The organism is Microbacterium sp. NPDC076768 (assembly GCF_040687205.1).
In the GTDB taxonomy this organism is placed as follows: domain Bacteria; phylum Actinomycetota; class Actinomycetes; order Actinomycetales; family Microbacteriaceae; genus Microbacterium.
Genome location: NZ_JBFBMU010000001.1, coordinates 1,072,636 through 1,097,359, shown reverse-complemented (window position 1 = coordinate 1,097,359; position 24,724 = coordinate 1,072,636). Strand labels below are relative to the sequence as shown.

Below are 24,724 nucleotides of genomic sequence, written 5' to 3'. Positions count from 1 at the left end.
CGGGGATCACACCTCAATCTCGGCGATGGGCTCTGGGGTGATCCGCACGCGGGCGATGCGTCGGCGATCCAGCTCAGTGACCTGGATTGTTGCTCCTGGCACCTCGACCACGTCTCCTACGACCGCTAGCCTGCCCAGCTGCTCCGTCACGAATCCGGCGATGGTGTCAGATGAACCACGCGGCATCGACAGCCCCGTGGCCTCCTCGAAGTCCTGCAGATTGAGGCGGCCGTCAAGACCGTCGTCTGCAGGAACCACCTCGGTGTCGTATTCGTCGAAGATCTCTCCCACTACCTCTTCGACCAGGTCTTCGAGGGTCACGAGACCGTCTGTTCCGCCGTACTCGTCGACAACCACCGCGATGTGGTGCCCTTCCGCGCGCATCCGCGTGAGGGTCGGCAACACACGTGCCGTCGATGGAATATAGGGGATATCGCGCACGAGCGCGCTCAGCTGGCGGGTGGCATCGTCGCTCGCTGCCTCGAAGAGGTCACGCACGTGGACGAACCCCGTGATGTCATCGATCGATGTGTCTGAAACCGGGTAGCGGGAGAACGGAAGTTCGCGCACCTGAGCCAACACCTCGCCAACACTTGACGCTTCGTCGAGTGCGACTACCTCTGGCCGCGGTCGCATGACCTCGCTTACCTGGCGATCACGCAGCGAGAGAACATCATCGAGGATGCGTCGTTCGTCGTCCGGTAGCCCCTGGTGGCTCGCGACGATGTCGCGCACCTCTTCATCGGTCATCTCATCGCTGGTCTTGTGGGGGTCGCCACCGAGCAGTCGCACAAGCGCGTTCGTTGATACCGAGAGCAGCCAGATCACCGGACGCATCACAGTGGCAAAACCGTTGAGCGCCGGCGCAATGGCGTAGGCGAACTGGGCGTTGCGTTGCAACGCGAGTCGCTTCGGAACGAGTTCACCGAGCACAAGCGAGAGGTAGGCGATCACGAGGGTGAGCACGACCGTGGCGATCGTGAGGGAGAGTGCGGAGGCAAGACCCCACGACTCGAACACCGGCGCTAGAGACGGCGCGATCGACGTGGCCCCGTACGCCGCTGAGGCGAACCCGGCCACAGTGACACCGATCTGCACTGCAGAGAGAAACGTATTGGGGTTGCGAGCGAGCGCTGCGACCTTCGCCCCGCGACGACCACGTTGGCCGATGGCGTTGATCTGGCTTTCGCGCAGCGTCACCAACGCCATCTCTGTGGCGGCGAAGACTCCACCGATCAGGACAAACGCAAAAACGAGCGCGATGTTCCAGAGCAGTCCGTCCATCAACTCGACACTTCCGGCGCACGGCGCGTCTTCATGAGGCTCGCTACCGTGGCCACGGCGATCGTCGCGGCGATGAAGAGCAGCGAGAACCAGATCGGAATCTCCGGCGCCCACTCCACACCTTCGCCGCCGTTGATGAACGGAAGCTCGTTCACGTGCAGCGCATGCAGTACGAGCTTGACGCCGATGAAGGCGAGGATGACGGCGAGGCCCTGCGCCAGGTAGACGAGGCGCTCAAGAAGCCCCCCGATAAGGAAGTAGAGCTGGCGGAGTCCCATCAACGCGAAAGCGTTCGCCGTGAAGACGATGTACGCCTGATCGGTGAGACCGTAAATCGCCGGGATGGAATCCACAGCGAAGACCAGGTCGATAAACCCGATGGCGATGATGGTGAGCAGCATCGGAGTGATGAAGCGCTTGCCATCTTTTACGACCGTGAGCTTGTCGCCGTTGTACTCGTCACTGACCGGAAGAATGCGGCGCACAAACTGCATGAATCGACCGTTTGCCGGGTCGCTCTCGTGGTTGCTGAACGCCTGTCGGTACGCGAGCACAAGAAGCAGCGCGCCGAACACGTAGAAGATCCACGAGAAGTTCTCGATGAGGGTTGCCCCGACGGCGATGAAGATGCCGCGCAGAATCAGAGCGATCACGATGCCGACCATCAGCACCTTCTGCTGATACTTCTTCGGTACGGCAAACCCTGTCATCACGATGAGGAAGACGAAGAGGTTGTCGATCGAGAGCGCCTTCTCAGTGAGGTACCCCGCGAAGTACTCCCCGCCGAACCCCCACCCGGATACGACACCAATACCCACACCAAACAACAGCGCGAGGCTGATGTAGAAAACCGACCAACGGGCAGACTCCCCGATCGTCGGCTCATGCGGGGTGCGCACATGCGCAAAAAACTCGTACACGAAGAAGGCGATCGTGATCGCGATCGTGATGATCCAGATCAGCGGCGTGATATCCAAATGGGGACTCCAGACTCGGGGTACGAAAGCACCGCCAAAGTCTTCTCCATTCCTAAACCAGGAACCGGTGGGCCGGGATGCAACCTGCATCCGTAATGACGACCCGACCGTATCGGAGTACTCCCCTTGGGGTTTTTAGGGTACGGGTCGAATCTTTGCAGTTGCTGTGGATTTCTGTGATCAGTTCGCCCCTGCCATCTCCAATGCGCGCGCGATGTCGGTAAGTCCCCTGTTGCGCGCGTGCTCCAAGGCCGTAACGCCGTCTTTGTCTGGAATGCTGACATCGGCTCCAGCCTCGATGAGCACGTTCACGATTTGCGTGTATCGCTGCGAGCCATCTCCGAAGAGCACCGTCTCCAGCAGCGCGGTCCATCCGAGGTTGTTGACGTGGTCAAGGTCTACATCTGTGCTGACGACCCGCTTGATGTAGTCCAGATGGCCGCGCTCTCCCGCGGGGATCGGCGACAATCCACCGAATCTGTTCGGGATCGCCATGTCGGGGGTTGCGGGCAAAAGCGCCTCAAGCATCTCCACACTTCCCGTCACCCCCGTTACCAACCACGCAGTGTCTTGCTGGTGGTCTAGCGCGTCGGGGTCTGCCCCCAGCGCCACGAGCAATCGCGCCACATCGACGTGATCGTGGGTGGAAGCCAGCAACAGTGGTGTCTGTTGAAGACGGTTACGTGCCTCGATATCTGCTCCCGCGCGCAACGCAAGCGCGGCGGCATCGGCGTCCCCCTCCTCCGCCGCGGCGAGCAATCTCTGGTCAGCATCGGTCTGATCCTCTGTAATCGCCTTCGCTGCGTCGAGCAGTTCGGCTTGCGGTGCCAGCGATTCCTGCTGAGCGAGTTGCGTGGGTGTGCGCCCATCGCGCTCCGTACGGATGGTCACATCGGCCCCCGCGGCCACCAACACCCGTACGGTGTCGACGTAGGCGTCGACCTGTGCGGGCTTGGCGAAAACGAGCGCCTCATGCAGGGCCACCCAACCGAGATTGTTCACGTGGTCGAGATCAATGCCGGCCTGCACCAGGCGTCCCACGATCCCAGCGTGACCACGTTCTCCTGCGCGAATGAGACCAGTGCCATTCCACGAGTCGAGGCTCGCCACATCCGCACCGTTCTCTAGGGTGAGGTTGAGAAGGGGCAGATACCCCTCACTCGCCGCGATCAGGTAAGCACTTTGAACAGTCGAGTCCTTGGCGTTGACATCGGCGCCCGCGGCAATGAGCAATGTCGCCGCATCGAGATCGTTGGCCCAGGCCGCCGCAATGAGCTTCGTGTCCAGTTCTTCCTGGCTAAGCCCCGCATATGGGCTGTCCGGATCGGCGGCGACGGGGGCAGGCGTCGCTGCCTCGGTCGCTCGTATCGCTGAGGGCGGTTCGGCTGCGGCGCAGCCCGTCGCGAGGAGCACGAGGGACACTGTAGCCGCGGTGGCGGCAAGGAAACGCTTGTTCATGATCAGGCCCTTCCGACGTCAGCTCTTCGTGTTTCCGCGGCGCATGAACTTCTTCATGACCAGCGCTGCGCCACCAAGAACTGCCACGATGCCCGCAACGATTGCTGCGATCGGGCCCGCGTTGCCAGCCACTTCAGCTTCATCTGCGGCGCTCTCGTTCCCCTCCGCGATGACCGTGCCGTCTTCCTCAACAGCGTCCGACGTGGTCCCCGGTTCTGCGTGGTCGGTGGGAGTGTGGACGACGTCGAAATACGTCTCCGGCGCAGCCTCATCTGGCACCACACGGTAGGTGAACGCATCGGTAGTGAGCTCGGTGATGGGCACAACACGCTCGAACAGGATCTCGCCGTCGTCGTCCTTCGCAACGAGAGTGCGCTCCGAGCCATCCGGCGAGACAGCCCAATCACCCTGCATCTTTGGAGTGTCATCGAGGTTGTACATCGTGAACGTGCCGTCGGCGTCGTAGTAGGCCCAACCCACAAAGTTCACGACGGCTTCATCGGTGAGCGCAACCTCATTGCCGTCTTGGTCAATGGCTCCGGTGGTCTCCCACGGCGTGCCCGCCAACAGGTCGGCGCCGGTGCTGGACGATGCCGAAACGGCCGATGTTGCAGCGACAGGAGCGTCTGCCGCGAATGCTGTTCCGGCGGGTGCCGCTCCGAGCGCGACGGAAAGGAGCACCGCTGCGCTGAGCTTGGTGGCACGAGAGGGCATGGTGTGGTTCGTCATGGTTTCTTCTTCCTGAAGTGAGAGTGGAACCTCGACTCGGGTAGCCGAAGTGAACACAATCCACGTTAGAAATCAGAAAGCGGGGACACATCAACCGATCAGTTGAAGCCACCTGACAGACACCTATGCCTCAAAGACGAATAATCCCCCGCTTGACCGCCACGGCAATCGCCGCCTGGCGGTTATCTGCGCTGAGCTTGATGAAGGCGTGGTGCAGATGCGTCTTCACCGTCGCTTCGCTGACATGAAGCTCGCGCGCAAGGTCACGATTGGAGAGACCACTTGCCGCCAATCTCAAGACTTCAAGCTCGCGCGCCGTAAGCACGTCTTCTGGACGATCGATGCGCTCGAGGAGGCGTGCACCAATCGGCCCCTCCAGCAGACGACCACCGTCTGCTGCGGTGCGAATGGCACTAAAGAGGTCAGCAGGTCTGCTGTCTTTGACGAGGTATCCGACCGCCCCCGCATCAAGCGCACGCACAATGTCGGCGTCGGAATCGTACGCGGTAAACACGAGAACGCGAGTGTCAGCGCGCGTACGAAGAATGGCGCGAATACCTTCGATGCCGTCGGGCACGTCGTCACCGAGATCAATGTCTACAAGAGCCACATCGATCACTTGCGTCGTGGCGGCAGCTTCTTCGACGGATCCAGCTTCGGCGACAACCTCAAAATCACTCTGCGTTTCTAGCAGCGACCGCACACCGTGACGTAGCACCGGGTGATCATCGAGCAGCAGGATTCGAATCATGATTCCTCCAGCTGGGTGGGAACGACCGCCGCGATGACGGTGCCCTCGTCTACCTGCGATTCGATCGTCAGTGCGCCGCCGAGCGCCTCGACCCGCCATGCCATGGCGCGGAGGCCGAACCCTCCCGAACCCACATCAACGGGTGCTTCCTTGCTGGATCGCTCCGCGGCCTTCGTCGGTGAGAACCCGATGCCATCATCGGCGATGTCGACGCCCACCTCCGAGTCGAAGTAGGTGAGGGTCACGTGCACGGACGTCGCAGCGGCATGTTTGCGCGCGTTGGTGAGGGCCTCTTGCACCACCCGCTGAAGAGCGTGCGCCACCTGATCGGAGACTCGTCGTTCGACTCCACTGACAGCGAAGTCGGCGCCAGCGCTCTCTGTCTGTGCCCGCAGCGCCGCCGCGAGCGAATCCCCCGTGGAGCGAGGGTCAGCGAGCCCATGAAGCATCTGGCGTGTTTCGATCAGGCTTGCTCGCAAAGCATCACGAACTTCTCCTACCGAGGAGCCACTCGCTCCCGCGCGCAGACCGTCGGACTCCAGCATGAGCAGCGCCGTTGCCGTGCTCTGCACCACCGTGTCGTGCAGCTCGCTGGCCACCCTTTCACGCTCAGCGAGAGCCCCCGCATCCCGCTCAGATCGTGCGAGTTGCGCGCGTGTGTCAACCAGCTGGCCGATCAGTACCTGCTGTTCATCGAGGGCGCGATCTAGCGCCGCATACGCGTAGGCGAGCACCATGCCACCAACGAACGGCCCCAAAACCAATCCGAGATCATCGCCGTTGGACATGAGGAACAGTCCGACGCTCACGGCAACAACAATCATGGCGGAGACCACGAGGGCGAGCCTTCCCCGTATCACCCGGTGCGCGGCGAAGAAGAGCGCAAATCCGCACCATCCGAACGAAGGCGCAATCACCACAAGTGGCAACCAGAATGCGGTGGCGAGAAGAATGCCGGTGCTTTGCCGCGAGGCGGTCGCAGCGGGCCCCCTTCGCGCCGGACTCACCCCGGGGCGGCGGCCGGCGACCGCGATCGCGTAGCTGACCCCGGAGCAGACCGCGAGGACAAGCGCGACGATGCCCGCACCATCCAGATCGTGCCGGCTGAAGTACCGTGCGCCGCACACGAGCAGGAGCACCGCGAAACCGATATCGACGGCGCGATCCATCGCCGGCAGTCGGCGCCGCTCTCGCACTGTGGGTCCCTGGCTCACGGTGCCCTCCGTGGGTACTGTGCGAACTCATGGAGTGCGCGAGTGACAACGCTCATATTCCGATGGTGCCACGGCTCATCGGCGCTCGGACTGCCCTCGCGCTACTTGAGCGAGTTGCGCTTCTTCCGCTTGAGGAAGATCAGCAGCGCTCCGAGAAGCAGGGCTACGACCCCGAAGCCGATGAGGAAGGGGTTCGCGGTTCCACCTGTCGCCCCGAGCGCATCGGCGTTGGAGCCTGTGTCTGGGTTAGCGGGATCGGTGGGATCTGCGGGGTCTGGCGGCGTCACCACCGGCACCGTGACGAGTTCAGCGGGATTGGTCAGCTGAACCTCGACCGCGTCCGCTCCAATCGTCAACGAAGATGAAGAGAACGTCGGCTGCCCCCATGTCACGTCATCGATGGCAGCAGGTGTCTGTTCGCTCAGCGATACGACAGCGCCCGCGGGTAGTGCGGGGCTGGAAACAGCTACTCCGTCGTTCTGCACGACCAGAGTTCCCGAGCCAGATTCGGATCCAACGGGACCGTCGACCCACTCGTAGTCGACCTGGAAAGACGTGTCTTCAGGAACCGTGCCAGCACCGGTACCCGTCACATTCTTGAGCACGGTGAAAATACCGAGACCGGCATCCAGCGCTGCAGGATTGGTGAGGGTGACGGGAGTGGGATCTTCGTCGATTGTCACTGGCGAAGACGAGAACGAGCCCGACCCCCACGTCACGTTGTCGATGGCCGCAGGAGTCCGCTCAGTCAGCGACACCACGGCACCGAGAGGGATCGCGTCACTGGCCACCGCGACACCGTCGTTGCGCACCTCGATTGTGCCAGTGCCCGCAGGATAGATGTTCGGGTTTCCTGCCGCGTCTACACTCGCGGGAACATATGCCGCGCTCGGGTAGCTGTAGTCGACAGTGAAAGCCGTGTTCTCGGGAACGGAAGAAGACCCCGTTCCCGTGACAGCCTTGGTGAGAGAAACAACGCCGGTCGGGTAGGTCGGGATAACCGCCGTCGACACATCTGACACCGGCGTGTTTGACACAGTGGTCACACCGTTCACTTGACCCGTGTTTTCGAACTCGCCTGCGGCCGCCTCTGCGGCAGACAGCGGCCCATATGTGCCTGTGCAGAGGAAGGAGTCTTGTGGTTGGAGCTCTGTCGCAGGACAACTGATGTCCGCGATCTTCGGGTCTGTGACAACGATGTCGCCCACTGGCTCGGTCGCTCCCGTATTCGTCACCACGAAGCTGAACGGCACGGTTTCCCCAGCAGTGAAGATAGTTTGCGGCGTTCCGGTGACGTCGGTGTGGTCAACCGACTTCACCAGGCTGAGCACGCTGGGCGTCTCGAGCGTCGACACCGAGAAGAGGTTGATGAGGTGCACTTCGTGCCCCTGACCCGTTGACGCAGAGAATCCCATTTTGAAGGTGGGCGGAGCCGCCACCGTCATCTGCACCGATGAAATCAGCACCCCATCGATGATGACTGTGATTGTCGGAAACGGCTCAGCGGCCGTCACGGGCGTGACCGTGATCTCGACAACGCGCCCCGCGTCGGTGTAATCGTTGCCCTGAAGGTTGGCGTAAGGGGTAGTGGAGAGCAAGCAGTATCCATCGCTACCGTTGCCGGGGCCTCGGAGAGCAACGGCACCAGGTGATCCGTTTGACGTGGTCGTGCACGACTCGCCAACAAACGGCTGACTGGAGTAGTTGCCGAATACATCCAGCCCTAACCCGAGATACCCCTGTTGCACGCCATCCTGGCCGTCGATGGTTCCGTACCCCAACGCGCCGCCGGCGAGAGTACCTGTTGGTCCTGGACTGTCGAGTGTGTAGCGACCGTCCGTAAGGAAGAATCCGATGCCGTCTGCGGGACCGAGACCAGGGTCTGATACCGCGTACTGGTACTGCGTGAACTTGATCTCAAGTCCGACAGTAGAGGGGAAGGCGCGGTCGAACAGAACGTTGCTGGTGGAGCCAGGAGAGTTGTCGGTCAGCTGCAGAAAGCCGGGAGTGTCACCCAGAGGAGGCGAATCTACTGTCTTCGCACAGGCGCCAATATCGGCGGCACCTGCAGGAAGAGCTTGACCAACAACGGCGCCGGTGAGGCAGGCATCGCCGAAGGCCTGCCATCTGCCGTCCGCGACATAGTCCCCTTGGAAAGTCTCGGTAGACAGATCACCGTCGGCCGCAAAGGCCACACTCCCGGGGACCACGAGCAGGGAGACCACCGCAGTCACCATCAACAGCAGAAGCGCCGCTATGCGACCGCTTCGACGCTGTCTCGTCTGGCTAACGACAGTAGGAGAAAGCATGCTTTCCTCTCGGTGAGACGCGGCTCTCACATGAGTCCCCGCGAGCCCAGCATGACCTCGAACGCGGCGCCCGTCAACGGATACTCACCTGGGCAAGACGATGCGAACGCCGCGGAGTGTCATACCAGTTCGCTTACGAGCTGCTCAATGCGCGCCTTGATGTCGTCCCGAATCGGGCGCACGGCGTCGATGCCCTGGCCTGCCGGGTCGTCGAGCTTCCAGTCCTCATACCGCTTGCCGGGGAAGAAGGGGCATGCGTCACCGCACCCCATCGTGATCACGACGTCTGAGGCCTGAACCGCCTCCGTCGTGAGCACCTTCGGCTGCTCGGCGGTGATGTCGATCCCCAGCTCGGCCATGGCTGCTACCGCCGTCGGATTGATCTGGTCGGCGGGCATGGAGCCCGCAGAGCGCACCTCGATGCGGTCACCCGCGATGCTGCGAAGGAACCCGGCGGCCATCTGCGAGCGTCCGGCGTTGTGCACGCAGACGAAGAGAACGGAGGGCTTGGCGGTGTTGTCAGTCATGGTTGCTCCCTGAAAAGTAGTGGTCAAGAAATGAGGTCGTCGACGAGCGCACGCACTCGTCCAGAAATGTCGTCACGGATCGCTTCCACACCCTCGCGCGAAGCAAGGGCAGGGTCACCGACAGCCCAGTCTTCGTAGCGCACGCCGGGAATGATCGGGCAGACGTCGCCGCAGCCCATCGTGATAACGACGTCGGCGGCACGCACGGCGTCGTCGGTGAGTGGCTTCGGGAATCGGTCGGATGCGGCGTCACCTTCGATTTCGGCGAGCAGTGAGCGCACATGCGGGTGGATGACGTCGGCGGGGCTTGACCCCGCCGAACGCGCGACAACCTTGCCTGCAGCGAGCTTGTTCACGAGTGCGGCGGCGAGCTGCGAGCGCCCCGCGTTGGCGACGCAGACGAAAAGCACGTGCGGCACAGAGAAATCGCGGTCGCGGGTGAGGTCGGCAAGTCGCTGGCGGGCAAACCGTTCGGTGAGCGGAACCAGGGCAGAAGTCACGCGCGCCGTGCGCGCGAGTGCCGTGTAGGACTCGCGCACAATGGTGAGCACAACATGAGGGTCGAGTTCTGGCACCTCTGCCGCGAGCTCTTCTGCGAGATGAGTCACCCTGGTGTCGAAGTCGGGCCGGCGCTCTTCGTCGTCCGCTTCTACGCTCCACGGGGCGACGGAGGCCGGAGCGAACGAGTCAAGGAGAGCGGTGACTGCGCTGCGTCTGCTCGGGTTGATCCGGTACCAGACCCACGTTCCACGTCGTTCTGAGACCAGAACATCGACATCTTTCAGCACCTTGAGGTGGTGGGAGACGGTCGGCTGGGCGACATCGGCGAGCTCGGCCAAATCGCACACGCACGACTCGCCGCGGGGATCAGCGGCGATGGCAGAGAGCATCCGCAGCCGCAGTGGATCGGACAGTGCTTTCAGTGTGGCGGCGACGGATGACGCTGCTTCGAGCCCGATGGCATGCGTGGCAGCAGGACTGCACGCGTCGCCCGTGATCGTTGATGACGCACTCATGACGGCATCCTTTCTGCGGTGTATGGATCGGTGTGGAACCAGTGGCGGGCAGCCCAGAGTGAAACGTAGACGAGACCGACGAGCACGGGAACCTCAATCAGAGGCCCGACAACGCCGGCGAGCGCCTGGCCCGAGGTTGCTCCGAAGGTGCCGATCGCCACCGCGATGGCGAGTTCGAAGTTGTTGCCTGCGGCGGTGAAAGCGAGCGTCGAGGATCGTGCGTAGCCGAGCCCCAGTGCTTTGCCGGTGAAGAGTCCGATAAACCACATGATCGCGAAGTAGACCAGCAGCGGCAGCGCGATGCGCGCGACGTCCCACGGATGACTCGTGACCTGCTCCCCCTGCAGCGCGAACAGCAAGACGATCGTGAACAACAAGCCGTATAGCGCCCACGGTCCGATCTTCGGCAGAAAACGGTCTTCGTACCATTCGCGGCCTTTCGCTCGCTCTCCGATCAGGCGGGAGGCGAAGCCAGCGACGAGGGGGATGCCGAGAAAGATCAGTACGTTCAGGGCGATCTGCCAAATGGACACATCGAGCCCTTGGGAATCAAGGCCCAGCCATCCGGGAAGAACGGTGAGGTAGAACCATCCGAGGAGCGAGAACGCGACCACCTGGAACACGGAGTTGATAGCGACGAGCACGGCTGCCGCTTCTCTGTCGCCGCAGGCCAGGTCATTCCAAATCACGACCATGGCGATACACCGCGCCAGGCCCACAATGATGAGTCCGGTGCGGTAATCGGGCAGGTCGGGCAAGAACACCCAGGCGAGCGCGAACATCAGCGCCGGTCCGACGATCCAGTTGAGGACCAGGGAAGAGATGAGCAGTTTCTTGTCTCCGGTGACGGCGGCGACTTTGTCGTACCGGACTTTCGCCAGCACCGGGTACATCATCACCAGCAGGCCGAGCGCGATCGGGATGGAGATTCCGCCGACTTCGAGGCGCGCCAGCAGAGTGGATACGCCGGGGATGAACCGGCCGATGAGGATGCCCCCGACCATTGCAAGGCCGATCCACAGTGGCAACCAGCGGTCAAGTGTCGAGAGGCGGCGTGTGGTGGGCGTGGCCACGGAAGCAGTCGCGGTACTCATGCGAGGAGCGCAACCGCGGGGGCTGGGGTGGCGGCCTCATCGAGGGACGAGAGGTAGTGCTGCACATCCTGCGCGGCGGCGCATCCAGTGCCAGCGGCGGTGATCGCCTGGCGGTAGGTGTGGTCGACAAGGTCACCAGCCGCGAAGACACCAGGGAGGTTCGTGCGTGTCGAGGGGTGATCCACGCGCACGTAGCCATCTGCATCTGTGTCGACGATTCCGCTGACGATCTCTGAGCGTGGGTCGTGACCGATGGCGATGAAGATGCCGGTGGCGGGCAGATCGCGTTCGACTCCAGAAACCGTGTCACGGAGCGTTACGGCTTCGAGCTTCTCTGCGCCGACCAGCGCCGCTACCTCGCTGTTCCAGGCAACTTCGATTTTGGGGTGGTCGAGCACGCGCTGCGCCATGATCTTCGAGGCACGGAACTCTTCGCGGCGGTGCACGATGGTGACCTTCGAGGCGAAGCGGGTGAGGAAGAGGGCTTCTTCCATGGCGGAGTCCCCTCCGCCGACCACCACGATTTCTTGCTCTCGGAAGAAGAAGCCATCGCAGGTTGCGCACCACGACACACCGCGACCCGTGAGCCGCTCCTCGTCGGGGAGTCCGAGTTTGCGGTAGGCGGAGCCCATGGTCAGGATGACGGCGCGGGCGAGGAAGGTCTCCCCTGCACCCGTTTTTACAGTTTTGATCGGACCGTCGAGCTCGACCGTGATCGCGTCATCGAGCAAGATCTGAGCACCGAACCGCTCCGCCTGGGCGCGCATCGACTTCATCAGCTCTGGGCCCTGGACCCCATCAACGAAGCCGGGAAAGTTCTCTACCTCAGTGGTGGTCATTAACGCGCCGCCCGCAGTGACGGAGCCAGCCAGAACGATGGGAGCGAGCCCTGCGCGCGCCGCGTAGACAGCGGCGGTGTACCCCGCAGGACCGGAACCGATGATGACCAGCTCAGCTTCTTGGATCGACATGTCTCTATATTGACAGAGATCAATATCGTAGGCAAGCTCGTGTCTCCCTCTCCACCGCTGGCTGACCAACGAACCGATTGTCAACCCAGTAGTGACTTGGACGAGCAATTCGTACAGTCGCCCCTATGAGGAAGAAGTTGCTGGTCAAGCCCGAGGTAAATGAGGAACTGTTGCGACCTGGGGTCTGGTCGGACTCGATGGGGAGAGCGGGAGCGCGTAGTGCTCAGATCGCTCTCATCTTGCTCGTCGCCACCGCCGCCGTGTTCGCGATGGTGCAGTTGAAGCTCGTCGTCATTCCGGTGCTCATCGCCCTCATCGTCGCCGCCGCGATCAGCCCGCTTCTCACCTTCCTGCAGCGCCACCACGTGCCCCGAATGGTGGGAACGTGGCTTGCCCTCATCGGCTCATTGCTCGTCCTCGGCGGCATCACGACGGGAATCGTGTTCGCAGTTCGCTCGCAATGGAGCGAACTGGCAGAAAGTGCGAGTCAGGGTCTCGAGGATCTGCAAGCGTGGTTCACGAGCCTCAACCTCCCCATCGACGAAGACCAGCTCACCGAAGCACGAGAAGGAATCATCGGATTCTTCACCACAAGTGAGTTCGGGTCCGGCGCACTTGCTGGCGTGACCGCGGTCGGCGAAGTTCTCGCCGGAACGGTGTTGATCGTGGTGATCCTGTTCTTCTTCCTCAAAGACGGCGATCGCATTTGGGCATTCTTGACCGCGCGACTCGAAGGCTCGACTCGCGAAAAGACAATGAAGGCCGGACCCCGCATCATCGAAGTACTCGGAAGCTACGTGCGCGGCACCGCAATCGTCGCCGCCGTCGATGCCGTCGTTATCGGCATCGCCCTCGTGATCCTGCAAGTTCCGCTCGCGCTGCCCCTCGCGGTACTCGTCTTTCTTGGCGCATTTATCCCGATCGTTGGCGCCACTGTCGCGGGCATTCTCGCCGCGCTCGTCGCCCTCGTCGCCAACGGCCCTGTCGTTGCCCTCATCGTCATCATCGTCGTCATCGCCGTCAATCAACTCGAGGGCGACCTGCTACAGCCAGTCGTTATGGGCAAGTCGCTGAGGCTGCACGCGCTCGTCATCCTCTTGGCTTTGACGATCGGTACGATTCTGGGCGGCATCATTGGTGCCATCATCGCCGTCCCGCTCACCGCATCCGCATGGGCCGCCATCAAGATTTGGTTCGGAGACAACGAGAAACCGTCGATGCGGATCGCTCAGACGAGGACGGATTAAGACCCCTGCAGCCGATCCACCAGCTCTTGCGGGGCATCCTCCGAACCCAGCGCAATGACCACCTGGTTGCCCTGTAAAGCGTCCATCACTCGGACGGCGGAGAGGATGTCGTCGTCAACTTTGAAGAGAAGACGAGTGTCGTCTCCTGCCTGAGCCGCCTGTCCTGAGAGGTCATTGAGCACCGCCGCGCCTTCGGACGTGAGAGTCACCTCGACCGCGTTCTGCTGCGCATCTTCGATCGCCGCAGCACTCTCGACGCCAGCGCTCTCAAAGTCCGAGGGAACAACGACATACTCTTCGCCTACAAGGACGCACTGCGGGTCGGAACCTGCTTCGCACACCTCCGCGACAGCAAGCTCGATAACCCCGCCAGCGGATGCGGAAGTGCCATCAGCGCCACCCGCGGTCGAGCACCCCGAAAGCACCAACGACGCAAGGGCCATCAGCCCCAACCAGCGCATGCGAACAGTCATCGGCTCCCCCTTAATGCGCCGCGAGCTTCCGTTGGTCGCGGCTCTCCCTCCAGGCTACTCACGGGCCGGTGCAAGTTCCGGATCAACCCGGGTCAGGGTTTAAGGTCACGACTATGGATGTAACTCTGCTCTACTTCGACGGATGCCCAAACTGGAAAGTCGCGGACGAACGCCTACAGTTGCTCGCGACCGAACGCCCCGACATCACTATCCACCACCAGTTGGTGGAGTCCGCCGAGGAGGCCGTGCAGCTGAGATTCTTCGGTTCACCGAGCATCCGCATGGACGGCGTCGACTTGTTCGTCGAGCCAGACGCATCGGTCGGCCTGACATGTCGTCGCTATCCCACACCGACCGGGTATGCCGGAGCGCCAACGCTCGAGCAACTCCGCACGGTCGTGGAACTGCGTGAGCGGGACACTGCAGCTGAACCAGTCTGCGAGGAAGACAACTCATGACGGAGACATACGATCTGCTGGTCATAGGTGCCGGAATGGCCGGGATCGCCGCCGCGAAAAAGTGCGCCTCGCAGGGGTGGCGCGTAGGCATCGTTGATGCGCGCCCCTATGGCGGGACGTGTGCACTGAGGGGTTGCGACCCGAAGAAAATACTGCGCCGAGGGGCCGAAATCATCGAAAGTGCTCGCCTTCTGCGCGGCAAGGGTATCGATGACCACGCAATGGCTATCAACTGGCCAGACCTGATGGAATATAAGCGTGGTTTTACCGGGCCTATCCCCGCGCGAATGGAAGCCGATCTTGCCCACGCTGGAGTCGAGACACTCCACGGACATGCGCGCTTCACCGGCACCCGCCAGGTCGAAATCGACGGCGCCCCCTACGAAGCCCATCGATTTCTGATCGCCACTGGTGCACGACCGCGGACACTGAGCTTCCCTGGCCACGAGCATCTCATCGACAGCACCGAATTCTTAGACCTTGAGACTCTCCCTGCGCGGGTGCTTTTTGTCGGCGGCGGCTTCATATCTTTCGAGTTCGCGCACCTCGTCGCCCGCGCAGGAAGCACAGCGACAATCATTGACCGCGGTCCTCGTCCATTGAAAGAGTTCGACCCCGACCTGGTTGAGCGCCTCATCGACCGCAGTAGCGATGTGGGCATCACGCTGATGCGAGACAGCCACGTGACATCCGTCGAAAAGCGTGGGCAGAGCTATCAGGTGACTGTTGAACACAACGGCGTCACCGAAACCGTTGACGCCGACCTTGTTGTGCACGGGGCAGGACGAGTCGCTGACATCGCCGCCCTCAACTTGGAAGCCGCAGAAGTGCAGTGGGATGCACAGGGAGTGCACGTCCATGGCCATCTGCAGAGCACAACAAATCCGGCGGTCTGGGCAGCCGGCGATGCCGCAGGCACTGTTGGTGCGCCGCTGACTCCCGTCGCCGTTTCTGAAGCGAAGGTCGCCGCATCCAACATGATCAAGGGCACCACCAAGGTTCCGGACTACGTCGGAATCCCCACCGCCGTTTTCACAATCCCCGAACTCGTGCGCGTCGGCCTGCTCGAGGATGAGGCTCGGAAGCAGGGCATCGACCTCGACATTCGATACACCGACACAGGCGACTGGTACTCGAACTATCGCGTCGGCGAAAGCACCGCCGCCGCCAAGATTCTTATCGACCGCTCGAGAGACCTCATCGTCGGCGCGCACCTGCTCGGTCCCGACTACGGCGAACTGATCAACACCTTCGCGCTTGCCATCAAACTGGGACTCACGACGCGCCAACTCAAATCTGTGACAACCGCCTATCCCACCACCGGATCGGATCTTGCCTCTCTGCTCTAGGTGTCCGGGTTTGCCGATCGGGCGCGCGGGCAAGTGGTGTCGGACAGCCTGCCTCCGATCACACCCCGCAGCTTCCGTCCACTATCGGGCTGGCTAGGCGATGTCGAAGCGCAGGCCGTCAGGCCTCCGGAGCCACCTTCGCTCTGAAGACAGGAACTCGCTGTCCCTGTAACGACGAGGAAATCAGAATGTCCAGTCTTCTCAACCTTGTTTCTTCCTTCTTCGCGCTCATCACCCACCAGACAGAGTCACGCCTGTACGACGGCGCAAAGGTCAAAAACGTGTCCCAAGCGGTCTGGTGCTCCATGAATCTCCGTTCGTAGACGGGGTTGAGATCCACGTTGCGTGTTTTCGATGAGTATCCCTGAGCGTCCTGTCGGCTGTTGAACAAATCCAGCCCTTCCGGCCTCATTCTTCCCAGCCGAGTCAACGCCTCAACCTTGTTTACGTTGACGGCGCTCCACACGCTATTTCGTTTGCGGGGTGTAAAGCGCACCCTGTAGCTGTCACTATCGACACTTTTTCTGAGTCCATCGATCCATCCAAAGCACAGCGCCACATCGACAGCTTCAGACCATGTTGGACTGACCTTGCCGGAGCCCCTCTTGTGAAACAAGACCCACACCTCAGGCGTGTGGTTGTGGTGCGTTTCTAACCACACGCTGAAAGCGTCCGCATCACTGAAAAATAACGTGTCGACCACTTCTGACTCCTAGCTGGCTGGGTTACGTGCCAACCACTCAAGGATCGCACTCACCCGCGACGAGCGATCTCCAACGAATGCCCGACCGCGTAGACGACTGAGTCGATGACACCGGACATGTCCGATCTCACGAAACTTGTCGGTTGGTGAGACGGAGCACCCCCGGAAAGACGGGTGAGTGGTGCGCTGCGGAAACTGCCGGTTGTCTCACGAAACTTGTCGGAAATCGCGGCCGCTTTCACATTGCCTAAAGGGTCGGGCGGGCCGTTTCGGCGCAACAGGTTCGGGCAGGGGTTTTCGGCAGGTGCGCGACCGGCGTGTCGCACAATCGGCCGGCGACCTCGGTACGTCGGCCGGAAACGATCGTTTTCGGTGATAGCCCTCCACCACAAATGGGTCACGACATCAGCAGAGAATCGAGGATGATTGAGTCGTGGAGATTGAGCTGCTGCATATCGCTGATTGCCCTAGCTGGGTTGAGGCCAGTCGTCGTGTTGCCGAGGCGCTTAGCGAAACAGGCCACGACGGATTGAGCCTGCGTTATCGACTCATCCGAACAGAGGAAGACGCCGCCGGGGTTCAATTTGCGGGCTCCCCGACGATCACGGTGGACGGAAACGATCTCTTCCCGGGGTCGGATCGTAGTAGTGAGTTGGCTTGCCGCATCTACAGCACACCTGCTGGGTTGGCCGGGATGCCAACGGTTGAACAGATCCGAGAGGCAATGAGGGCCTATGGAGACTGAGCTCGATGTCGCCTGCACGTGCTGCGGCCGGCATCTACCACGAAGGAAGCTGCACGCCCTCGGAGACGACGGTGCGTTCATCTGTCGACGATGCGGTTTGTGGGTCGCGCTTCGCTTACGACGTGACCGCCCGCCTACGTAGTCCCCACACTCAGAAGCCGCACGCACGGGCGAGCTACACCACGGCGATTGTCCGGACTTCGCGCTCCCATGCCTGTGTTGCGACCTGCACGGCATCCCAGGGGGAGCCGAGCGGGGGCGTGTAGGAGAGGTCGAGGTCGCTCATTGCGGCGATCGTCATGCTGTGGTGCAGCGCTGCCGCGTAGGTGTCGATGCGCTTGGAAATTTCCGCACCGCGGGTGCCGACGAGCTGCGCGCCGAGCAATAGCGCCGATGTAGAGGGCGAGTTGATGGGTTGTCCCCGCTTCTCAAAGCGGTTTCACTTTGTGGCCTCATCGCCGGCGCGGATCATGAGGAGCGCTCCGGTGACCGCTGCGGCGAAGATCACGATGTCGGCGATGTTCCCGATGAACCAATTTCCGTAGGCGAGAAAGTCCACGACGTGTCCGCGGGCGAATCCCGGATCGCGGAAAAGGCGGTCGCCTGCGTGTGAGGCGGCAGCTCCTCCGAGCGCGCCGATGACGATTGCCCATCCCAGGCGTTGTACTCGGAACGCGAACACGATTGCTGTGACGGTGGCGGCGACGGCTAGCAGCGCGAACACCCAGGTGAAGCCTTCCCCGAAGGAGAATGCCGCTCCGGGGTTGTAGGCGAGCTGCAAACCCAACAGGTCACCGATTAGGGGGACGCGCTCACGCTCAGTGAGGGCCGCTTCAGCCCACACCTTCGTTCCCTGATCAATCAACACGACAATCACGGCGATCAGGAGCGCTCCACCAGTGAGCTGCCACCGCCGCGCCGACGACCGCTCGCGCACAGCGGGCGGGTGAGCTTCTGTTTCGGAAGGGATCATGCGAGGACCTCGATCAGACGGACGATGACCCCGGATTCGATCAGGATGAACAGGCCCAGACCGATGAAAACTGCCGGTACAAGCCAGTGCTCGACGCGCTCCAACCCCTCGGTGACTGCCTTGTTAGTGCCGATGAGCCGGCCCGCCGCGCACCAGACGGCAACGAGGATGAGGAACACGACGATCATGATCGCGACGTCGCCGGGCGTGCTGGTGCGGAAGATCGGCGTGTAGAGGGAGATGTTGTCCGCCCCGTTGGCGATCGTGATACCAGCGACGCCCCACAGTCCGACCGCGGTGATCTTGGAGTCGTCGTCATCGTCATCGCCGTTGCGGCGCAGGCCGCGAATGAGCGTCCAGATGCCGATGCCGAGCGGGATCAGGCCAAGGAAGCCGACCCATTCGTCCGGGACGATGGTGAGGCCGAGCGCGGCGATCACGCTGATGACGACGAGGGTGATGAACCCGAGGTACTGGCCTGCGACGATCTGCCACGGCCGGGGTTTCCCTCGGCTGGAGGCGAGGAAAAGCACGGTGAGCACGACGATGTCGTCGATGTTGGTTGCCGCGAACAGGCCGATCGCTGATCCAATGGTGGCGAGCATCAGCGTCCCAGTCGTGGCGTGCGGGTGCGGGCGGCCCGCAGGCCGTTGAGGATCACGATGACCTCGGCGACCTCGTGGACCAGGACGACGGCCGCGAGCCCCAGGACGCCGAAGAGCGCGAGCGGGAGCAGGGCGGTGATGATCAGCAGCGACAGGATGATGTTCTGGTTGATGATCCGTCGACCGCGCCGGGCGTGATCGAACGCCCGCGGGATGAGGCGTAGATCATGGCCGGTGAAGGCCACGTCCGCGGATTCGATCGCTGCGTCGGAGCCGGTCGCGCCCATCGCGATGCCGACGTCTGCGCCCGCGAGGGCGGGGGCATCGTTGATGCCATCGCCGATCATCGCGACCGGTCCCGCCTTCGACAGTTCCCCGATCGCGGTCGCCTTGTCTTCGGGGCGCAGCTCCGCGCGCACATCGCTGATCCCGGCCTGCGCAGCCAGGGCACGAGCGGTCCGGGCGTTGTCGCCGGTGAGCATCGTCACCCCGACGCCCTGGCCGGTGAGTGTCCGGACTACCTGGGGGACTTCAGGGCGCAGCTCGTCGCGGACGCCGATCGCGGCGACCGGTGACCCGTCTCGGTGCACGATGACGACGGTCATGCCCTGCTCTTCCAGCGTTGCGACCCGCTCAACGAGGTCGCCGGCGTCCAGCCAGCGGGGGCTGCCGACGGTGATTCTCGATCCGTCGACGGTGCCGTCGATGCCGTGGCCGGCCTGCTCGGTCACATCTGCAGCTGCCGGTGTCCCCGGAGCTGCGGCGGTGATCGCTGCGGCGAGAGGATGTGTGCTGTGCTGCTCCAGCGCAGCCGCCCACGCCAACGCCTGGACCTCGGTTACACCGTTCGCGGTGAGTACGGCGGTGACCACGGGTTCGTTGCGGGTGAGGGTGCCGGTCTTGTCGACGGCGACGTGTCGGACCGTGCCGAAGCGCTCGAAGACGGCGCCGGACTTGATGATCACGCCGAACTTGCTCGCGGCGCCGATCGCAGCGACGACCGTCAGCGGGACCGAGATCGCTAGCGCACACGGAGAGGCCGCGACCAGCACGACGAGCGCGCGGGTGATCCACACCTCCGGGTCCCCCAGAAGCGAACCGATGATCGCGACGAGCGCCGCGAGGATCAGAACGCCGGGCACCAGTGGGCGGGCGATCCTGTCCGCCAGACGGGCACGCTCGCCCTTGTCGGTCTGCGCTTTCTCGACCAGCTCCACGATCGTCGTGAGCGAGTTATCGGTGCCCGCAGCCGTCGTCTCGACTTCCAGCGCGCCGGCACTGTTGATCGCACCGGCCGACACAACATCGCCAGGCTCGACCTCGACCGGGATCGACTCCCCGGTGATCGCCGATGTGTCCAGGTTGGAGCGCCCGGATCGGACGATCCCATCGGTCGCGATCCGCTCACCCGGGCGGACCACCATGACCTGGCCAACCGTCAACTCTCTCGCCGGTACCTGCGCGGAGACACCGCCCTGCAGCACCGTCGCTGTCTCCGGCACGAGCTTCAGCAGTGCCCTTAGCCCGCCGCGGGCGCGGTCCATCGCCTTGTCCTCGAGCGCCTCAGCGATCGAGTACAAGAACGCCAGAGCTGCAGCCTCCTCCACGTACCCGAGGATGACTGCGCCGATCGCGCTGATCGTCATCAGCAACCCGATGCCGAGCTTGCCCTTGAATAGTTTCCGGATCGCGCCCGGCGTGAACGTCGACGCGCCCAGCAGTAGTCCGACCCAGAACAGCACCAACGCCGGGATCTCTAAGCCGGACCACTCGAGGATCAGACCCCCCAGGAACGCGACACCCGAGAAGATCGGCACCATGATCCCGCGGTCTTTCCACCAGGGCCGCTCAGCCTCTTCGTGTTCCTCTCCCGCCGTGGCGGCAGGCTCATGCTCGCAACCACACGCCTCGCTCACGCGCCAGCCCCCGCTCCGCAGCAGCCCGCCACCGTGCACGCCGAGTCCACGCACGGGGCGTGCACGTCGACAGCCAGCGTCACGTCCACCAGTGCGACGAGGGCAGCAGCTAGGTGCGGGTCGGCGATTTCGTATCGGGTCTGACGGCCCTCCGGCTCGGCAACGACGATGCCGCAATCGCGCAGGCAGGTGAGGTGGTTCGACACGTTCGAGCGCGTCAGCTCCAGTTCGCGCGAGAGCACAGCGGGATAGCTCGGTCCGTCGAGCAACGTCATTAAGATCCGGGAACGGGTCGGATCAGCCATGGCCCGGCCGAGTCGGTTCATCACATCAAGACGGGAAGCAATGGTCAGCATGCACTGAACTATACAGTGACCGCTGACTGGTTATCAATTCGATCGAATGTTATGGCGTTCTGTTCGTCGCCGCGTCAACCAGTCGTGAGGTGCGCGATCCTGCTGTGGTGGACGACGCCGCATGCCGCCGGGCGCTCGATAGCGATCGTCCCGCGAAACTGCAGCCGGAGGCTGTCGTTCGGGAATAGGCCGGTGCCTGTTGAGTTACATACCCCCAGGGGGTATGTTGTGGGTATGAACGGTTACACCGACAACAAGGCGGATCTGCGCAAGCGATTGAGTCGGGTTGAGGGTCAGGTGCGAGGTATCTCGCGGATGGTCGATGAGGACAAGTACTGCATCGACATCCTGACGCAGGTCGCTGCGGCCACGAAGGCGCTCGAAACGGTGGCCTTGTCGCTCCTGGGTGACCATCTGAGCCATTGCGTCGCTCAGGCAAGCGCTGAGGGTGGCGAGGTTGCGGCGGAGAAGGTCCGCGAAGCTAACGACGCCATCGCTCGCCTGGTCCGTTCATAACCACACGTCTAACGATCTGGAGAAATTCACTATGACTGACCGCATCGAACTCGGACTGAAGGACGCAAACGCTGGTTGCGCATGCTGCGCAGCCCCATCGAACATCGAGGCATCCACTCCTGTGGCGGCCCCGGTCTCGGAAGAGGTACTGGTCACGGGAATGACGTGCTCGCACTGTGTGTCGAGCGTTAGTGAGGAACTGAGCGCGCTTGACGGTGTCGCGTTCGTCGCTGTCGACCTGAACGCCGGCGGCTCGTCCCGCGTGACGATCCACAGCGCAGCCCCTGTCGATCCCGCTGCCGTGAGGGCTGCGGTCGAAGAGGCCGGTTACAGCCTCGCGACCAGCCAGGCCTGATTCACTTATCCGTCCGCACCCGGCTCGACCCCGGGCGCATCGAACAAGGAGTTCTGATGAGCCAGCACGACGAGCACACCCATCACATCGCACACGAGAATCCCGGCACCGCGCCGACGGCGCAGCATGACCACGCGGCGATGAGCCACGACCACGGCGCTCCTCAAGGTCACGCGGGCCACGGCGGTCACGCGGGCCACGGCGATCACGTGGGCCAGTTCCGGCGGTTGTTCTGGATCATGCTGGTCCTTGCGGTCCCGGTTGTCGGGTTCTCGGGGATGTTCTCGATGCTGCTCGGGTACCCGTTGCCGGAAGCCGCCTGGGTTGGGTGGGTGTCCCCGGTTCTCGGGACGGTCATGTACATCTGGGGTGGGGCCCCGTTCCTCACCGGCGCGGTGAGTGAACTTCGTGCCCGCAAGCCCGGAATGATGCTCCTGATCGCCCTCGCGATCACGGTCGCGTTCCTCGCATCCTGGGGCGCGAGCCTCGGCCTCCTCCATCATGAGCTGGACTTCTGGTGGGAGCTGGCGCTGCTGATCGTGATCATGCTGCTCGGCCACTGGATCGAGATGCGCTCCCTCGCACAGACCACCTCAGCACTGGATTCCCTCGCTGCACTGCTGCCCGACGAGGCGGAAAAGATCGAAGGCGACACGACCGTGACGGTCGCCCCGTCCGATCTGCTGGTGGGTGACGTGGTGGTGGTGCGCCCAGGCGGGCGGGTGCCCGCTGACGGGCGGATCGTGCAGGGCTCGGCCAGCATGGACGAGTCGATGATCACCGGCGAGTCCCGGCCCGTGCGCCGCAGCGACGGCGACCAGGTCATCGCCGGCACCGTCGCCACCGATTCCGGGGTGCGGGTCGAGATCACCGCGATCGGCGACGACACCGCTCTCGCGGGGATCCAAAAGCTGGTGACCGAAGCGCAGAATTCATCCTCGCGCGCGCAGCGGCTCGCAGACAAGGCCGCCGGGTGGCTGTTCTGGTTCGCGCTCGGCGCCGCCGCGATCACCGCCATCGTCTGGACGATCGTCGGCATGCCCGACGCCGCCGTGATCCGCACGATCACCGTGCTGGTGATCGCCTGCCCGCACGCGCTCGGTCTGGCGATCCCGCTCGTCGTGTCGATCGCCACCGAGCGTGCCGCTCGCGGAGGCGTGCTGATCAAGGACCGTCTCGCGCTGGAGAGCATGCGCACCGTCGACACCGTCCTGTTCGACAAGACCGGCACGCTCACCAAGGGCACCCCCGCCGTGACCGCGATCGACCCCGTCTCCGGGACCGACCCTGACCAGCTGCTGGCCTGGGCCGCGGCCGCGGAAGCAGACTCCGAACACCCCCTCGCCCGCGCGATCGTCAACGCGGCGAAAGAGAAGACCCTCACGGTCCCCTCGTCAGCCGATTTCGAATCGTCCCCGGCGGTCGGGGTCCGTGCACGTGTCGATGGGCGCGTGGTGCAGGTCGGTGGCCCGTACATGCTCGAGCAGGAACACGCCTCCGAGCTACCGGTCGCCGACGAGTGGCGCCGTGAGGGTGCGATCATCCTCCACGTGCTCGTCGACGGACAGGTCGCGGGTGCCCTGCGCTTGGCGGATGAGATCCGCTCGGAGTCGCGTCACGCCGTCGAGGCCCTCCACGAGCGTGGCGTGCAGGTGGTCATGATCACCGGTGACGCCGACGCGGTCGCAGCCTCCGTCGCGGGCGAGCTCGGCATCGACCGGTACTTCGCCGGGGTCCGACCCGAAGACAAGGCCTCGAAGGTGAAAGAGCTGCAAGGCGAAGGGCGCAAGGTCGCGATGGTCGGAGACGGTGTCAACGACGCCCCCGCGCTCGCGCAGGCCGACGTCGGCATCGCCATCGGCGCCGGGACGGATGTTGCGATCGCGTCCGCGGGCGTCATCCTCGCCAGCGACGACCCCCGGTCGGTGCTCTCGGTGATCGAACTGTCGCGGGCCAGCTACCGGAAGATGAAGCAGAACCTCTGGTGGGCCGCCGGCTACAACCTGCTCTCCGTCCCCCTCGCCGCCGGAGTGCTCGCCCCGATCGGGTTCGTGCTCCCGATGTCCGTGGGCGCGCTGCTGATGTCCCTGTCAACCATCGTCGTCGCGCTCAACGCGCAGCTGCTGCGCCGACTGGATCTGCGCCCGGACGCCGTGGCCGGTAAGTAGCGAGAAACAGTTAGGTCGACGGACGTAGGCTGGGGCGAACGGGAGGTGAGTATGTCGCTGATCAAGGTCTCACAACAGGTGCGCGGACCGCGCACGCTCACCCACACCGCCCTGGCCGTCCTCGCGATCGCCGTGGGCATTATCGCCGGCCTACTGGCGATGCACTCCTTCAACTCGCATGCGACGGCCGCCGGTCACCATGACACCGTCACCGTCAGCACTCAGGCCGAAGTATCCGCCCATCACCCCGACGCCTCCGCGACCGCCCTCGTGCCAGCCGCGCCGACACAGGAGGCGGGATGCGCGACGTGTGGGGCCGGAGATTCGATGACGTGGATGGCGTGCGTCCTCGCGCTCCTGGTGGCCACCATCCTTCTCAGGCGGATCGGGCTCGGCTGGCGGCACACCCTCTTGGTTGCGACCCGCGCGCCCGCGACAACACGCGGGCCCGCCCGCGCTCACGCCCTTCCCCCGCCTCCATCTCTCACGGTTCTCTGCATCAGTCGCACGTGATCACGCGCTAGCCCGCT

Annotated in this window: 25 protein-coding genes and 1 pseudogene; 8 read left to right on the top strand and 18 right to left on the bottom strand. The window is 63.3% G+C overall.

What is annotated here, in order from left to right; all coding sequences use genetic code 11:
* Positions 1-6: 6 nt before the first annotated feature.
* From AB0O87_RS05445 to trxB, 11 genes are all read right to left on the bottom strand, one after another.
* Entirely contained in the window at positions 7-1,284 is a 1,278-nt protein-coding gene (locus AB0O87_RS05445) for a hemolysin family protein (protein ID WP_363512427.1), read from the bottom strand.
* Positions 1,284-2,261: a TerC/Alx family metal homeostasis membrane protein gene (locus tag AB0O87_RS05440; RefSeq protein ID WP_363512425.1), complete on the bottom strand. Its 978-nt coding sequence runs from the start codon at positions 2,259-2,261 to the stop codon at positions 1,284-1,286. The genes AB0O87_RS05445 and AB0O87_RS05440 overlap by 1 nt, the downstream gene beginning before the upstream one ends.
* Before the next feature lie 180 nt (positions 2,262-2,441).
* Entirely contained in the window at positions 2,442-3,719 is a 1,278-nt protein-coding gene (locus AB0O87_RS05435) for an ankyrin repeat domain-containing protein (RefSeq protein WP_363512423.1), read from the bottom strand.
* Positions 3,720-3,737: 18 nt separating this feature from the next.
* Positions 3,738-4,448, bottom strand: a complete 711-nt coding sequence (locus AB0O87_RS05430; protein ID WP_363512421.1) for a DUF4822 domain-containing protein — start codon at positions 4,446-4,448, stop codon at positions 3,738-3,740.
* Positions 4,449-4,578: 130 nt separating this feature from the next.
* A complete protein-coding gene (locus tag AB0O87_RS05425) occupies positions 4,579-5,199 on the bottom strand; it encodes a response regulator transcription factor (RefSeq protein WP_363512419.1) in 621 nt (206 codons plus the stop codon).
* Positions 5,196-6,413 carry a sensor histidine kinase gene (locus tag AB0O87_RS05420; RefSeq protein WP_363512417.1) on the bottom strand — a complete coding sequence of 406 codons (1,218 nt, stop codon included), beginning with the start codon at positions 6,411-6,413 and terminating at the stop codon, positions 5,196-5,198. The genes AB0O87_RS05425 and AB0O87_RS05420 overlap by 4 nt, the downstream gene beginning before the upstream one ends.
* Positions 6,414-6,514: 101 nt before the next feature.
* Positions 6,515-8,722 carry a DUF5979 domain-containing protein gene (locus tag AB0O87_RS05415; RefSeq protein WP_363512415.1) on the bottom strand — a complete coding sequence of 736 codons (2,208 nt, stop codon included), beginning with the start codon at positions 8,720-8,722 and terminating at the stop codon, positions 6,515-6,517.
* 119 nt (positions 8,723-8,841) lie between these two features.
* Positions 8,842-9,249, bottom strand: a complete 408-nt coding sequence (locus tag AB0O87_RS05410; RefSeq protein ID WP_363512413.1) for an arsenate reductase ArsC — start codon at positions 9,247-9,249, stop codon at positions 8,842-8,844.
* Positions 9,250-9,272: 23 nt separating this feature from the next.
* Entirely contained in the window at positions 9,273-10,265 is a 993-nt protein-coding gene (locus AB0O87_RS05405; protein WP_363512411.1) for a metalloregulator ArsR/SmtB family transcription factor, read from the bottom strand.
* A complete protein-coding gene (gene arsB / locus AB0O87_RS05400; RefSeq protein ID WP_363512410.1) occupies positions 10,262-11,359 on the bottom strand; it encodes an ACR3 family arsenite efflux transporter in 1,098 nt (365 codons plus the stop codon). Before arsB ends, AB0O87_RS05405 begins: the two co-directional genes overlap by 4 nt.
* Positions 11,356-12,330, bottom strand: a complete 975-nt coding sequence (gene trxB / locus AB0O87_RS05395; protein WP_363512408.1) for a thioredoxin-disulfide reductase — start codon at positions 12,328-12,330, stop codon at positions 11,356-11,358. The genes arsB and trxB overlap by 4 nt, the downstream gene beginning before the upstream one ends.
* A gap of 125 nt (positions 12,331-12,455) precedes the next feature.
* Here trxB and AB0O87_RS05390 point away from each other — a divergent pair, with 125 nt between their 5' ends.
* On the top strand, positions 12,456-13,577 hold the full coding sequence (locus tag AB0O87_RS05390) for an AI-2E family transporter (RefSeq protein WP_363512407.1): 1,122 nt from the start codon (positions 12,456-12,458) through the stop codon (positions 13,575-13,577).
* Here the strand turns inward: AB0O87_RS05390 and AB0O87_RS05385 are convergent.
* A complete protein-coding gene (locus AB0O87_RS05385; protein WP_363512405.1) occupies positions 13,574-14,050 on the bottom strand; it encodes a hypothetical protein in 477 nt (158 codons plus the stop codon). The genes AB0O87_RS05390 and AB0O87_RS05385 overlap by 4 nt on opposite strands.
* 113 nt (positions 14,051-14,163) lie before the next feature.
* Here AB0O87_RS05385 and AB0O87_RS05380 point away from each other — a divergent pair, with 113 nt between their 5' ends.
* Complete coding sequence (locus AB0O87_RS05380; protein WP_363512403.1) at positions 14,164-14,508, top strand: thioredoxin family protein; 345 nt, start codon at positions 14,164-14,166, stop codon at positions 14,506-14,508.
* Entirely contained in the window at positions 14,505-15,857 is a 1,353-nt protein-coding gene (locus AB0O87_RS05375) for an NAD(P)/FAD-dependent oxidoreductase (RefSeq protein ID WP_363512401.1), read from the top strand. The genes AB0O87_RS05380 and AB0O87_RS05375 overlap by 4 nt, the downstream gene beginning before the upstream one ends.
* A gap of 118 nt (positions 15,858-15,975) precedes the next feature.
* Here AB0O87_RS05375 and AB0O87_RS05370 read toward each other — a convergent pair whose 3' ends face one another.
* Positions 15,976-16,560: a YdeI/OmpD-associated family protein gene (locus tag AB0O87_RS05370; protein WP_363512399.1), complete on the bottom strand. Its 585-nt coding sequence runs from the start codon at positions 16,558-16,560 to the stop codon at positions 15,976-15,978.
* A 433-nt stretch (positions 16,561-16,993) separates the two neighbouring features.
* Here AB0O87_RS05370 and AB0O87_RS05365 point away from each other — a divergent pair, with 433 nt between their 5' ends.
* A complete protein-coding gene (locus AB0O87_RS05365; protein ID WP_081860107.1) occupies positions 16,994-17,305 on the top strand; it encodes a thioredoxin family protein in 312 nt (103 codons plus the stop codon).
* A 175-nt stretch (positions 17,306-17,480) separates the two neighbouring features.
* On the opposite strand, the pseudogene AB0O87_RS05360 reads toward AB0O87_RS05365, so the two are convergent.
* The 5 genes and pseudogenes from AB0O87_RS05360 to AB0O87_RS05340 form a co-directional block, all read right to left on the bottom strand.
* Positions 17,481-17,690 (bottom strand): annotated as a pseudogene (locus tag AB0O87_RS05360) (CoA-disulfide reductase); the annotation flags it as partial.
* A 54-nt stretch (positions 17,691-17,744) separates the two neighbouring features.
* Positions 17,745-18,278, bottom strand: coding sequence for a signal peptidase II (locus tag AB0O87_RS05355; RefSeq protein WP_231494440.1), 534 nt, complete (start codon positions 18,276-18,278; stop codon positions 17,745-17,747).
* Positions 18,275-18,883, bottom strand: a complete 609-nt coding sequence (locus AB0O87_RS05350) for a cadmium resistance transporter (protein WP_029259147.1) — start codon at positions 18,881-18,883, stop codon at positions 18,275-18,277. Before AB0O87_RS05350 ends, AB0O87_RS05355 begins: the two co-directional genes overlap by 4 nt.
* Entirely contained in the window at positions 18,883-20,799 is a 1,917-nt protein-coding gene (locus AB0O87_RS05345) for a cation-translocating P-type ATPase (RefSeq protein ID WP_363512396.1), read from the bottom strand. Before AB0O87_RS05345 ends, AB0O87_RS05350 begins: the two co-directional genes overlap by 1 nt.
* A complete protein-coding gene (locus tag AB0O87_RS05340; protein ID WP_029259145.1) occupies positions 20,796-21,155 on the bottom strand; it encodes a metalloregulator ArsR/SmtB family transcription factor in 360 nt (119 codons plus the stop codon). The genes AB0O87_RS05345 and AB0O87_RS05340 overlap by 4 nt, the downstream gene beginning before the upstream one ends.
* A 234-nt stretch (positions 21,156-21,389) precedes the next feature.
* Between AB0O87_RS05340 and AB0O87_RS05335 the strand changes: the two genes are divergently transcribed.
* From AB0O87_RS05335 to AB0O87_RS05320, 4 genes are read left to right on the top strand one after another with little or no spacing between them, the layout of a single operon-like run.
* Positions 21,390-21,671, top strand: coding sequence for a metal-sensitive transcriptional regulator (locus AB0O87_RS05335; protein WP_029259144.1), 282 nt, complete (start codon positions 21,390-21,392; stop codon positions 21,669-21,671).
* A 31-nt stretch (positions 21,672-21,702) separates the two neighbouring features.
* The gene (locus tag AB0O87_RS05330; protein WP_055876979.1) at positions 21,703-22,026 is read left to right on the top strand and encodes a cation transporter; all 324 of its coding nucleotides are present in this window, start codon (positions 21,703-21,705) and stop codon (positions 22,024-22,026) included.
* 56 nt (positions 22,027-22,082) lie between these two features.
* On the top strand, positions 22,083-24,194 hold the full coding sequence (locus tag AB0O87_RS05325; RefSeq protein WP_200935185.1) for a heavy metal translocating P-type ATPase: 2,112 nt from the start codon (positions 22,083-22,085) through the stop codon (positions 24,192-24,194).
* A gap of 45 nt (positions 24,195-24,239) precedes the next feature.
* Positions 24,240-24,707, top strand: a complete 468-nt coding sequence (locus tag AB0O87_RS05320) for a hypothetical protein (RefSeq protein WP_363512393.1) — start codon at positions 24,240-24,242, stop codon at positions 24,705-24,707.
* The last annotated feature ends 17 nt before the right edge of the window (positions 24,708-24,724 follow it).

What these genes read in the sequence shown, in the direction of transcription:
- AB0O87_RS05430 (WP_363512421.1), bottom strand. Translation starts at nt 4,448, where the DNA reads ATGACGAACCACACCATGCCCTCTCGTGCCACCAAGCTCAGCGCAGCG.
- AB0O87_RS05410 (WP_363512413.1), bottom strand. Translation starts at nt 9,249, where the DNA reads ATGACTGACAACACCGCCAAGCCCTCCGTTCTCTTCGTCTGCGTGCAC.
- AB0O87_RS05335 (WP_029259144.1), top strand. Translation starts at nt 21,390, where the DNA reads ATGAACGGTTACACCGACAACAAGGCGGATCTGCGCAAGCGATTGAGT.
- AB0O87_RS05375 (WP_363512401.1), top strand. Translation starts at nt 14,505, where the DNA reads ATGACGGAGACATACGATCTGCTGGTCATAGGTGCCGGAATGGCCGGG.
- arsB (WP_363512410.1), bottom strand. Translation starts at nt 11,359, where the DNA reads ATGAGTACCGCGACTGCTTCCGTGGCCACGCCCACCACACGCCGCCTC.
- AB0O87_RS05380 (WP_363512403.1), top strand. Translation starts at nt 14,164, where the DNA reads ATGGATGTAACTCTGCTCTACTTCGACGGATGCCCAAACTGGAAAGTC.
- AB0O87_RS05445 (WP_363512427.1), bottom strand. Translation starts at nt 1,284, where the DNA reads ATGGACGGACTGCTCTGGAACATCGCGCTCGTTTTTGCGTTTGTCCTG.
- AB0O87_RS05425 (WP_363512419.1), bottom strand. Translation starts at nt 5,199, where the DNA reads ATGATTCGAATCCTGCTGCTCGATGATCACCCGGTGCTACGTCACGGT.
- AB0O87_RS05330 (WP_055876979.1), top strand. Translation starts at nt 21,703, where the DNA reads ATGACTGACCGCATCGAACTCGGACTGAAGGACGCAAACGCTGGTTGC.
- AB0O87_RS05405 (WP_363512411.1), bottom strand. Translation starts at nt 10,265, where the DNA reads ATGAGTGCGTCATCAACGATCACGGGCGACGCGTGCAGTCCTGCTGCC.
- AB0O87_RS05355 (WP_231494440.1), bottom strand. Translation starts at nt 18,278, where the DNA reads ATGATCCCTTCCGAAACAGAAGCTCACCCGCCCGCTGTGCGCGAGCGG.
- AB0O87_RS05390 (WP_363512407.1), top strand. Translation starts at nt 12,456, where the DNA reads ATGAGGAAGAAGTTGCTGGTCAAGCCCGAGGTAAATGAGGAACTGTTG.
- AB0O87_RS05325 (WP_200935185.1), top strand. Translation starts at nt 22,083, where the DNA reads ATGAGCCAGCACGACGAGCACACCCATCACATCGCACACGAGAATCCC.
- AB0O87_RS05435 (WP_363512423.1), bottom strand. Translation starts at nt 3,719, where the DNA reads ATGAACAAGCGTTTCCTTGCCGCCACCGCGGCTACAGTGTCCCTCGTG.
- trxB (WP_363512408.1), bottom strand. Translation starts at nt 12,330, where the DNA reads ATGTCGATCCAAGAAGCTGAGCTGGTCATCATCGGTTCCGGTCCTGCG.
- AB0O87_RS05385 (WP_363512405.1), bottom strand. Translation starts at nt 14,050, where the DNA reads ATGACTGTTCGCATGCGCTGGTTGGGGCTGATGGCCCTTGCGTCGTTG.
- AB0O87_RS05340 (WP_029259145.1), bottom strand. Translation starts at nt 21,155, where the DNA reads ATGCTGACCATTGCTTCCCGTCTTGATGTGATGAACCGACTCGGCCGG.
- AB0O87_RS05350 (WP_029259147.1), bottom strand. Translation starts at nt 18,883, where the DNA reads ATGCTCGCCACCATTGGATCAGCGATCGGCCTGTTCGCGGCAACCAAC.
- AB0O87_RS05415 (WP_363512415.1), bottom strand. Translation starts at nt 8,722, where the DNA reads ATGCTTTCTCCTACTGTCGTTAGCCAGACGAGACAGCGTCGAAGCGGT.